The organism is Collinsella sp. AM13-34 (assembly GCF_003473055.1).
In the GTDB taxonomy this organism is placed as follows: Bacteria; Actinomycetota; Coriobacteriia; order Coriobacteriales; family Coriobacteriaceae; genus Collinsella.
Genome location: NZ_QRLE01000010.1, coordinates 93,151 through 94,333, shown reverse-complemented (window position 1 = coordinate 94,333; position 1,183 = coordinate 93,151). Strand labels below are relative to the sequence as shown.

General features: G+C 58.1%; 1 protein-coding gene. It reads right to left on the bottom strand.

Features of this window, described 5'->3' with window-relative positions; genetic code table 11:
• Positions 1 to 299: 299 nt before the first annotated feature.
• On the bottom strand, positions 300 to 1,183 hold an 884-nt coding region (locus DW151_RS05850; protein WP_199579904.1), incomplete at its 5' end, for an LPXTG cell wall anchor domain-containing protein.

The window sequence follows — 1,183 nt, the reverse complement described above, 5'->3', positions numbered from 1 at the left end:
CTTGGTGTCTCGCTGGTCCTCGGCTTCGCCTGCGGGATCGCTCGACTACCAAGCGCCCTGCCGGCACTCGCGGGTAGCCGACCAAAACCGCCTGAAGGGTTACATTTATCTGAATAATTTAATCCCGTGCCTTTTGCTGCTCGCTGGCGTTGTCTGGGCATTGATGGCTACGTTGTTCAAGAGGTGGCGGTGCTGTTGCTTGGATTTTGCAGTTAAAAAGGTCCGTTTCCCTGGGTTGGGGAAACGGGCCTCTTTTGTCTCTGGGTTTGCGGATTGGCGAAGACAATAACCGCTGGCAGCTATTTTGGGTTCCTGATGCGGCGTGTGGCTGTGGCGGTTATTCCGAGTCCTGCGGCGGCGATTCCTGCGAGTGCGATTGCGCTCGGCGCCGTGTCGCCCGTGTTCGCGAGCTTGCCGGCGGTCGTGTCTGCTTGCTTGGTGGAGCTCGATGGAGCGTATTTGCCGGTCGCGGGCGAGCTGGCGGGCTGTGCCGTCTCGGCCGGCTGCGCTGAGCCGGCGGGCGGTGTCGTCTCTGCCGGTTGCGTTATCTCGGGCGAGGTGGCCTTGTCTGCCGCGGCTTTTGCCTCTTCGTATGCCTTGCAGGCGTCGTCATAGGCCGCTTGCGCCTTTTCCAAATCGCCGAGGAGCGCATCTCGCTTGGCTACGTCCTCATCGATGTGGGCTTTGGCTTCCTCTGCCTCACTTTCGAAATACTGAACCTGTCTTTCCTGGCTTTCGAGCCGGCGTTGGCAGTGGTGAAGATCATCTTCACAAGATTTTTCTCGCCTTTCTGCCGACATGATCTCACTTCGCAACTGCTTAATAGTTTCGTTAGAAGCTCCGTCGTCGATTGCCTTATTTAATTCTGCCTGAAGGCCGCTTGTCCGGTTGTGGGCCTCTTCGTATTTGGCTTGGGCTGCATCGACGTTCGCTTGCATGGCGGGAAGGGGTTCCCTCCGTTTGGCGGCTTCCGTCACCACCATGTCGTAGATCTCTTGAAATGCGGCAATGTCATCATCGATTTCCGCAATTTTCTCGCGACTTGCGGCGTCATTTGCGGCCTCGAGGTTTTTGAGCGCTTCCTGCATGGCTGCATACGCTTTTTCTTTTGCGGCGGCCGCATCTTCCGTCTGCAAGGCAACTGCACCGGTGGGGGCGCTGGTTTCTGCCGCGATCGCCGTTG